We start from the raw sequence: 8743 nt of genomic DNA on the forward strand, positions 1-8743 counted from the left end.
GTGGTCTGAAACCGCTCCCAATTCCGATTGCGTGCCGGGCGCAGCACGGGCGCGGCCCCCGGCCGGGGACGTGCAGAGGGCGCCTCGCACCCTCAGCTACCCGGCACCAACCGGAGCGTCACCACCTCCCGCGACCCGATTTGCAGCTTGATCCGCCCCGCATCCACCCGGACGGGCTCCACCGGCGTCTCGTCGAGACGAGCCTTCCATGCCTCCCGCACCGCAAACCCGGGGGTCACGACGGCCTGCCGGCTGCCGTCGAACGGGTTCCAGAGCCTGAGCACGACGGCGCTCCCGTCCTCCGAGCGTTTCAGCGCGGAGACGCCGATGGCGGCCGGGTCGACCTGCAGCCACGATCGGCGTGCCGGCATGTCCCGGACCTGTTCGTTCAGCGCGCCGTGCTGCGGGTAGCCGGGTTGCAGCTCTTCCGCCAGGAGCCCGGCCCGAGTGTCCGCCCGCCACGCGACCAGGGGGTTGTGGTACTCCTCGGCCGCCACCAGCAGTTCCTCGAGGTCGCCGAACACCTGCACCGCGTACTCAAAGCGGTGCCTGCCGGCCAGCTGGGCCTCCGGCGTCGGGATGGAGGGGCCGGCTCCCGACCGGCGGGTCAGCAGGTCGTCACGGGAGAGCCATCCCACGGCCCGCAGCAGCGTGATGGCCAGGGACAATCCGGCTGGGGCCGGTACCGCCTCGTACTCGGGAAGCCCCCGGGTCATGACGGCCAGCCCGCCCCCGCGCTCAACGGCCACGAAGCGCCGCGCAAGCCCCGTCGGCACGGGCGGCTGGTGCCACTCCGGCTGGGGGTCGGGCCGCGCGGGTCTCCGCAGCACGTCGAAGTGGCCGTCGACCAGCACCCGGTCGGCCGGGATGCCCGTCTCGAAGTGGACGCGCAGGCGGTGATCCTCCGCCCGGTTTTCCAGTTCGGTCACAAACTCCAGCCGGCGCTGCCCGCGCCGCAGCGAGACGCGCGTGGTGACGGGGCAGCCGACCCACTCCTGCGACCGCCCCTGCCGGTCGGGGGCCAGGGAAGCCGGCAGCCTCCACTCCCAGCGCAGCTCGGCCGTGGCGCGCAGGGGCCCCTCTTCGAGCCACCGGACGGCCACCGGCGAACCCGCCGACCACAGGGTGGTGCTGTGGGGAGCCGGCGAGTAGTCGTACTCGTCACCCGCGTCTTCCGTGTCCTCCAGCAGGTGGAGCGGGCCGTAGCGGTGGCCGGAGCCCCGGTCTTCGAGGAAGATCCGGCCGTCACGCTCGATGCTCACCCGCAGATGCCCGTTCTGCATCTCGCGTTCGCCCGTGACCCGCACCGCCTGGTCGTCGTGCGCCGGCGGACTTGGCGGTTCGAGCGGCTCCAGGTGGTAGACCGCATAGCCGCACGCCGGCACCTCCACCTCGACGGCGAGACCCACCAGGGTGCGGCGGGCGGTGCGCCGCGGTTCGGCGAGGTACCCCTCCCGAACGGCCAGGACCTGGACGGAGTGCCGGCTACCGTCCGGGCCCACGGCCACCAGTGCGCCGACCTTTGCTCGATCCGCAAAGGGCACCGACAGCACTGCCACCTCGCTGCGGGGGTACAGCGACGGGTTCCACACCGCCACGGCCGGGCTGCTGCGGGTGAGCGCGATGCGCTCGAGGACGGCTCGCAGCGACTCCCGCTCCACAATGCGGGCGATCTGCTCGGCCTGGTCGAACCGGTAGAGGTCCTCCCGGTGCACCTGATCGACGCTGCAGCCGCAAATGTCGTCGTGGGGGTGGTTGCGGATCAGCCACTTCCAGGCTACCTCCAGAGCCGCCGCGGGATACTCGGCTCCGGCCAGCCACGCCATGGTGGCAGCCGGTTCGGCGGCCCGCTCCAGCAGCCGCTGCACCTCCCAGTTGCGCTGCTTGATGGGCATGCGGCTCGAGTAGACGCCCTGCAGGATAGGGCTGAACCGCCCCCGGTTGAACTCCCCGCGCAGCACGGGCAGCTCCGGAGCCGCCGCCCTCACGGCGTCGAAGTACTCGTGCAGCCCGCCGTGGCGGACGTCGTACCCCAGCTCGCGCAATCGCCGCACGACATCGGGGATCTCAGCCTGCGGCCGGGTGTGGTCGGTGCCGTTGAGCAGCAGCACCACCCCCGCCGGGGCGTGCGGCGCGAGCCCCTCCAGCACCTCGACGGCCTGCCGGACCGCGAGCTCCGGGTCGAACCGCAGGTAGCTCACGTCACCCCACCGGGCCGGGTAGCCCAGCTGGGACGCGTTGCCGTATCCGAACCGCAGGAACGAGGCCAGCACCCTCGAACCGTCGGGGGCCTCCCACCAGAACTCGTTGGGGATGCGCTCGCCCTCGGCGCCGAAGCCGCGCCAGAACAGCGCCGTCTCGATGCCGAAGCCCCTCAGGATCTGGGGCAGCTGGCCGACGTGGCCGAACGAGTCGGGGTTGTAGCCGTGGAGCATGGGTTCCCCACCCAGCTGCCGGGCCAGCCGGGTCCCGATGAGGAGGTTGCGCACCAGCGCCTCCGGGCTGGCCAGGTACTCGTCGGGCAGCACGTACCACGGCCCCACCAGCAGCCGCCCGGCCGCCACCTGTCGCCGCACGTCCTCCCGGCGCTCTGGACGGAACTCCAGGTAGTCCTCGATAGGGATGGTCTGGCCGTCTAGCATGAAGGCCTGGAAGCCGGGCCGGTGGTCGAGCAGGTGCAGCACCTGGTCGAGAAGCTCCACCAGCGCCCACCGGAACTCCTGGAACGGAACGTACCAGGCCCGATCCCAGTGCGACATCGACACCATCACGGCCCGCAAGCGACGCTGCTCCAACGCCTGCGCTCCCTTCATCCCCGGACCGGCATCACCGACTGGCGCACCACCAGCCGCGGCGGCACGCGGATCTCCCGGGCCGGCCCACCCTGCAGCATGTCGAGCATCAGCTGGGCGGCATGCCGGCCGATGTTCACCACGTCCTGTTCCACGTACGTGATGGGGACGAGGATCGACGACACCTCCGGCACGTCGTCGAAGGCGACCAAAGACAGGTCCTTGGGGATCTGCTTGCCTAGCCTTCCCACGGCGGCGAAGACGCCCACCGTCGCGTTGTAGTTGAACGTGACGACCGCGGTGATCTCGGGAGCGCGGCAAAGCAGCCGCATGGCTGCCTCGACGCCGGCCTCGAAGGAGTCGGCCACGAGCCTTTCCACCAGGTGCTCGGAGAACGGGATCCGGGCCTGCTCCAGCGCACGGCGGTAGCCCCGCAGCCGTTCGACGACCGAACTCAGCGGCGGACCGGTCAGGTACCCGATCGCCCGGTGCCCGAGCGAGACCAGGTAAGTGACGGCCTCGTACGCTCCCCTCTCGTTGTCCGAGCAGACCACGCCGGCCCCCGGCACTTCCAGGTAGCGGTCCACGAAGACGACGGGGGCGTTCATGGATTCGATCAGGCGGAGCGTCTCCCGGGTCAGGTCCTCCCGGCCCCGTATGAGCAGGTCGCCCGTGGGCACGGCGAAGACGCCGTCCGAGTTGCCCCGGATCAGATGGAGCTTCTCCAGCTGGCGTTCGGCGTCTTCGAAAGAGCAGTAGAGGTGCAGCGTTCGGCCGGCCCGCTCCATCTCATCGTTGAGAATCGCGATCATGTCGCTCACCGGAGGGCCGTCGATCCTCGGGACCAGAGCCGACAGCGTGCCCGTCTTCCCGTTCTTCAAGGCGCGAGCCATGAGGTTGGGCGAGTAGCCCAACCGGTCGGCGGCGGCCAGCACCGCCATGCGGGTCTCGTGAGAGACCCGCCCCACGTTGCGCAGCGCCCTCGACGCCGTGGAATGGGAGACGCTCGCTGCTCGGGCGACGTCCTTCAGGGTGAGGCGGCGGTGCCCGTCGGGTCCTGTCTGTTTCACGTGTGCGCACCCCTTCTGGGCCGCGTTGGGCTGATTCGACGCGGGTTGACGCGATCCTTCCGAGAGAAACGACGTGCTTCCGCGCACACGTGTGCGCGCTGCGGTTGGCGGGAGCGTACCGTCCTCGGCCGGGCGCTTGAGCTCGACCGGACCGTCCAGACCCCGCGTTCGCCCCTGTCGCCGCGCTTACGGGCCGGCCTCTCCTTGCCCTGCTGGTGTTGGCCTTCCTGGAGCGGCGCGTGTGGCGAGAACTGGCCCGCACCCGGGACGTGCTGGTCATCGGGGGCCAGCGCAAAACTCAAGCGCCCACCCTGCAGGCCATCCTGGACATGTTCCGGTCGCTGCAGGTGATCCTCATCGACACCGGGCAGCGGGTCGAACGGATCCTTCCCAGCAACACCGATCCGCAACTGTTCCAAGTGCTCCGCTTGGGCGGATACTCGGAAGCCATCTACCTTCAGCGGTAGAGTGCTGGGTTATGGGCGAGCAAAAACTCAGGCGGTTCTGGGGAAGGGTGCGAAAGACCAGCTACAACGGCTGCCGGAAGTGTTAAACCGCAGCCGGACCATCCATAAGCCGCCACCTGCCCACCGGGCGCAGGTGACCCAACGCGATCAAAAGCCGGTGGGGCCGCGGGTACGAGCACCCGGCGGCCCCACCGGCTCAGGACCTTACACTATCGGGTTGACTTGTACGCCTCGTAAGCTTCCAGATAAACTGAGGGATCAAAGAACCGCTCAGGGGGCACCCAGTCGGTAAACGCACCTAACCTCATGAAGACTTCCTCCACTTGGCCAATCCACTTCGCGGCACGACCGTCCCGGTACATCCCTGCCCATTCCTCATTGCGAAACACCTTTTCCTTTCGGAACCCGTCGAGCAGTTCTTCATAGTCCAGTTCGGGGTAAGCGGCCTGTTGGATGGTCTTCAGGCTGCGGTCCGTATCGTTGAGTAACAGTTCGTTGACTTCTAGCCAGGCCCGGGCCAGCTTCACGAGCGTTGGTCGCTCGCGCTCGTAGAAGCGGTTGCTCGCGACCCAACCTCCCGCGATGGCCGCGTCCGGGAAATAGTCACCGGCCTGGGTGAGCTTGCGGGCGGTGGGGCGGTTCTTCATGATGTAGAGATCGAAGGGCCACCATGTTGAGACGGCGTCGCTGGCACCGGCTATGAAAGCACTGACAGCAGCCGCCATATCCATGTTGATGACGTTCACGTCGGTGTACTTGACGCCGGCCTTTTGAAGAGCGATGTATAACAGAACATCGGCTGTCGTCCCACGCGTCGTGGTCACCTTTCTACCGTTCAGGTCACGCACGGAATAAATCCCGCTCTCGTCCTGGACGAAGATGACGGCCGTCCCGTGCTCCAGGTTATTCAACAGGAACACTTTTCCTACACCGCGGGAAGGGAAATTCGATATCACCGCTCCCATGATGCCCACGTCGATGCTGCCGCCAGCTAACGCCTGCATCAGCGGAACTCCGGAATTGAAGCGCGTCAGCTCTAGCTGAAGTCCATACTTCTCGAAAACACCGCGCTCAATGCCTAGCCAGAGGTGGCTGTCAACGGCGAGTGTGTGCAGATAACCGATACGGATTTTCGTCGCAGCAGCTCCGGCTCCCTCGGAACCTGTCATCAACATGGCGGACAGGACCAGCATCATCATAAACGACCGAATTCGATGCATGGTATTCGCGTCGTTACTGCCCGTCCGCTTGGGCAGCAACTACGCCTTCATCCCCCTTCCATGGCGTGCGTGTATTCCCGACGAACGAGCGACTCGACCTCTTCACGAATTGCGAGGAAAGCAGGGGTGATCCTCAACCTCCTTTCCCTGGGGTACTGGAACGGCACGTCAATGACTCGCCGTATCCTGCCAGGGCGAGCTGTCATTACCACGACGCGCCGCGAGAGGAAGACGGCCTCCTCTACAGAGTGAGTGACGAACAGGACGGTCTTGCGTTCCTTTTCCAGGATGTCGAGAAGCAACTCCTGCATTACGTCGCGGGTCTGGGCATCCAGCGCCGCGAACGGCTCGTCCATAAGGAGGATGGCTGGGTTGACCGCGTAGGCTCTGGCGATGGCTACACGCTGCTTCATCCCCCCGGATAGCATCTTTGGATAGGCATCTTCAAAGCCCTTGAGCCCCATAAGCTCGATGTACCGCGCCGCAACGTCCTCACGAACGGCCCGCTCGCGGCGGTTGGCCTGGAGCGTCAAACCGAACGTTATATTCTGTTTGACGGTCAACCAAGGAAAAACGGCGTATTGCTGAAAGATCGTCCCTCGTTCCGGTCCCGGACCTGTTACCGGCTGCCCATCGACATAGACACTGCCTTGCGTGGGCTGCACAAAGCCAGCCACGATATTCAGCAGTGTGGTCTTTCCGCAGCCGCTCGGGCCGACGAGGGACACGAATTCCCCTTCCGAAATGTCCAAGCAGATGTTTTCGAGGACTGCAAGGACCCCCTTCATCGTGTATTTCATCGACACGTCCTCGATGCGTATCTTTACTTTCCCGGGAGAAACCAGCCCTATGCCCATCGTCGCTTCCTCCATGGTGTGCTGTACAGCCACTGCGAGTCTCCGCACGTCGCACATCATCAAACGGTTTCTCTCCACGACACGAAATGACGGATCAGCATCCGCAGGAGCTGGTCCATTAGCAGTGCCGTGAAGCCAATTAGAATAATACCCACGAAAATGGCGGGTATTTGGAAGAAGTTGCTTGCGTTCTGAATCAAAGCGCCCAGGCCCTGTTGCGCGGCCACCAGCTCTGCCGCCACCAGGGTTGCCCAGGATACACCGAGGGCCACGCGAAGGGCGGTGAGAACATGGGGAACAGCCAGTGGAAGCACCACCCTGAAAAAGATCTCGCGCCCGTTGGCGCCCAGAGCGCGGGCGGCTCGGATATAAATCGGATCGAGGCCGACAATACCCTCATACATTACGACCGTCGCCGAGAAGAATGCCGCGTAAACCAGGACGAGGAGCCGAGCCGGTTCTCCGATGCCCAGGTAAACGACAACCAGGGGGACGAGCGCGATCGGGGGCAGCGCCCGCATGAAGTTAATCAGTGGGTCGAGAAACTGGTAAACGGCCTTGTACCATCCTAAGGCGAACCCTGTGGGGATGGCTAACACCGCGCCGATCAGCACCCCCAGCACGACCCGCCGCGTGCTGACAACGACATGGACGAAGAGCCCCTGCTCCGTCAGGAGCTTGACGAAGCTGGCAAGCACGGTTCCAGGCGACGGGAGCAGGTGGGGCGCAATCAGTTGCGACCATACGACCAACTGCCAGAAGAGGATCACGATGGCGAACACTGCACCGCGCTGGAGCATCCTGAGCGGCACCCGATAGGCGACCACCAGCAGTCGCGAGTTTGCAGAGGAGGTCTTTTGCAACCCTGTCATTGCCACGTCCAGATCACCCCTGAAGACTTACGATGCTTGCCGAGCGGCCCCAGAGGTGCTCGTACAGACTGACAAGTGCTGCCGTGTCCTTCGACCCCATCCCGATACCCCTTGCCATTTCGGTTACTAAAAGGTTGGTCATACTGGCAATGGGGAAGATCCCGTGTTCTCGTGCCATCGTGATGCCCAGTGATATGTCCTTGTTAAGCAAGTCGATGGTAAAAATGGGCGTGAAATCCTCCGCTAGGATCTTGGCACCAAGCTCGAGGAATAGCGGGCTGACCGTAGCGGCATTGCTCGTTGACACCACGTCGAAAAAAGTCTTGGGATCGACGCCTGCGCGGGCGCAGATGCTCATGACCTCTGCCGCAATCACGTTGATAGACGCGAAGATAAGGTTGTTGAGCAGCTTCACAGCGTCACCCGAGCCAACAGGTCCAACGTGAACGATGCGGCGAGCGATTGCCTCCAGGTATGGGCGCACACGTTCGAGAGTATCCGGATCGCCCCCGACCGGCAACGTCCACTCTCCACACGCCTGAGGTCGGCCGAGAACCGGGGCGTCGATGTAGCCGATGCCATGTTGCTCCGCCACTCTTGCGTTACGCTGGGATGAGGAGGGTCCTACCGTGCTCAAGTCGACGATGACGCTGCCCGGGTTCATTGCCGTCAGCAGTCCGCCCTCGCCGGCCACCACTTGTTCCACTTCAAGAGGCCCGGGGAGAAACAGCATCACGATGTGCGCGTTCCTGCCGATCTCAGAGCAACGACCGGCAACCGCGAAGCCAGATGATGCAGCGTGACGTCGGACCTCCTGCGAGGCGTCCCAGATCAATACGGATGCCTTTCGGGCCAACCTCCGGGCTGCCGGCTCACCCATGCGGCCGAAGCCGACGATGCCGATGGTCACCGGCTGATAGCCCCCTTCCCTGGTGCGTCCAAACCCACGTTAGGGCCCGGAATGACGACGGGCGGAAGGCCGTGGCGTCGGCGCACGTGGTTGATAGTCTCCAATACCCCTCGCTCCACTGTGTAAGCAGGTGTGAAACCGACTTCCTCCTGCAAGAGCGAGTCATCAGCCTCCCACGCTATGCCGAAGGTCCCGGGCTCGTAGTCGATCCGTGCGCCGGGAAGCAGGGTCTGTACGTACTTTCCCACTTCGCGAATGGAGCGTATGCAGAAGCGGGTGTTGAAGACGGGCGTTTTCGTTCGCTTGATCGACAGGCATTTTGCGATAAGTGTAGCAACGTCCTCGACGTACTGCCAGTCCACCACGTCATCGCCAAAGGGTACCTGGGCCGGTTGTCCAAGCGCCGGACGGATCAAGAGCTCGTTTACGAAGGCGCTTGCACCTCTAACACGCCCGGGGCCGTAGACCAGCGCAAAGCGCAGTCCAACAGCATCGACACCCCAGGTGCGAATGTAGTGTGCGGTCAGAAACTCCGCGAACGACTTGGTCGCACCG

General features: G+C 64.8%; 8 protein-coding genes. 1 reads left to right on the plus strand and 7 read right to left on the minus strand.

Annotated features, from left to right (window positions below; all coding sequences use genetic code 11):
- Positions 1-92: 92 nt before the first annotated feature.
- Together AB1609_09915 and AB1609_09920 are read right to left on the minus strand one after the other, a co-directional pair.
- Positions 93-2795: a glycoside hydrolase family 38 C-terminal domain-containing protein gene (locus AB1609_09915; GenBank protein ID MEW6046780.1), complete on the minus strand. Its 2703-nt coding sequence runs from the start codon at positions 2793-2795 to the stop codon at positions 93-95.
- A gap of 14 nt (positions 2796-2809) precedes the next feature.
- Positions 2810-3862, minus strand: a complete 1053-nt coding sequence (locus AB1609_09920) for a LacI family DNA-binding transcriptional regulator (GenBank protein MEW6046781.1) — start codon at positions 3860-3862, stop codon at positions 2810-2812.
- Between the two features lie 239 nt (positions 3863-4101).
- Here AB1609_09920 and AB1609_09925 point away from each other — a divergent pair, with 239 nt between their 5' ends.
- On the plus strand, positions 4102-4329 hold the full coding sequence (locus tag AB1609_09925) for a hypothetical protein (protein ID MEW6046782.1): 228 nt from the start codon (positions 4102-4104) through the stop codon (positions 4327-4329).
- Between the two features lie 209 nt (positions 4330-4538).
- Here AB1609_09925 and AB1609_09930 read toward each other — a convergent pair whose 3' ends face one another.
- The 5 genes from AB1609_09930 to AB1609_09950 form a co-directional block, all read right to left on the minus strand.
- On the minus strand, positions 4539-5588 hold the full coding sequence (locus AB1609_09930) for an ABC transporter substrate-binding protein (GenBank protein ID MEW6046783.1): 1050 nt from the start codon (positions 5586-5588) through the stop codon (positions 4539-4541).
- An 8-nt stretch (positions 5589-5596) separates the two neighbouring features.
- Positions 5597-6406 carry an ABC transporter ATP-binding protein gene (locus AB1609_09935; protein MEW6046784.1) on the minus strand — a complete coding sequence of 270 codons (810 nt, stop codon included), beginning with the start codon at positions 6404-6406 and terminating at the stop codon, positions 5597-5599.
- A gap of 59 nt (positions 6407-6465) precedes the next feature.
- Positions 6466-7278, minus strand: coding sequence for an ABC transporter permease (locus tag AB1609_09940; protein MEW6046785.1), 813 nt, complete (start codon positions 7276-7278; stop codon positions 6466-6468).
- 13 nt (positions 7279-7291) lie between these two features.
- Positions 7292-8188 (minus strand): NAD(P)-dependent oxidoreductase, encoded by an 897-nt coding sequence (locus AB1609_09945; GenBank protein MEW6046786.1) that lies wholly within the window; start codon positions 8186-8188, stop codon positions 7292-7294.
- Positions 8185-8743 (minus strand): NAD(P)-dependent oxidoreductase (locus tag AB1609_09950; GenBank protein MEW6046787.1); only part of this gene is annotated, 559 nt, incomplete at its 5' end. The genes AB1609_09950 and AB1609_09945, both read right to left, overlap by 4 nt.

This window comes from Bacillota bacterium (genome assembly GCA_040754675.1).
GTDB lineage: Bacteria > Bacillota > Limnochordia > Limnochordales > Geochordaceae > Geochorda.

Bases quoted from the DNA above. Each gene is read 5' to 3' on its own strand.
- AB1609_09935 (MEW6046784.1), bottom strand. From the start codon at position 6,406: ATGGGCATAGGGCTGGTTTCTCCCGGGAAAGTAAAGATACGCATCGAG.
- AB1609_09940 (MEW6046785.1), bottom strand. From the start codon at position 7,278: ATGACAGGGTTGCAAAAGACCTCCTCTGCAAACTCGCGACTGCTGGTG.